Annotated in this window: 1 protein-coding gene; it reads right to left on the bottom strand. The window is 64.7% G+C overall.

From position 1 onward, the window contains the following. A partial coding sequence (locus tag AACY49_RS30810; RefSeq protein ID WP_339528078.1) for a hypothetical protein occupies nucleotides 1–359 on the bottom strand: 359 nt, incomplete at its 3' end. Between the last annotated feature and the right edge of the window lie 106 nt (nucleotides 360–465).

Genomic DNA, 465 nt, shown 5'->3' with positions numbered 1-465 from the left:
ATCAGGATCCCGAACAGGACGAGGGCGAACAGCGTGTTGCGGCCGAGGAAGCGGAGCTTGGCCAGCGCATAGGCTGCCGGCAGGGCGACCATCACCTGCAGCACGAAGATCGACACCGTGACGATGACGCCGTTGAGCAGGAAGCGCAGCAGGTCGGCCTTGGCGAAGGCCTCCCGCAGATTGTCCATCAGCGCGAACTGGTGGGGGATCAGATGCAGTTCGCTGGAGAAGATCTCGGTCTGCGGCTTGGATGCGGTCGAGATCATCCAGATGAAGGGCGCCAGCATGACCGCGGCGCCCGCGATCAGCAGCATGTGGCGGGTGACGGACCAGAAAAGGGCGGAGCGGGCGTGCGTCATGTGTAGTGCACGCCGCGATCGGCGAGCCTCGACTTCACAAGCGTGAGCGCGAGCACGAACACCAGGAACACCACCGTGATCGCCGCGGCGTAGCCCGAGCGGAAGA

Source organism: Pseudomonas sp. EL_65y_Pfl2_R96, from assembly GCF_963970905.1.
GTDB lineage: Bacteria > Pseudomonadota > Gammaproteobacteria > Pseudomonadales > Pseudomonadaceae > Aquipseudomonas.
Note: the sequence above shows the minus strand (reverse complement) of the source record. Positions and strands in the feature narration are given on the sequence as shown.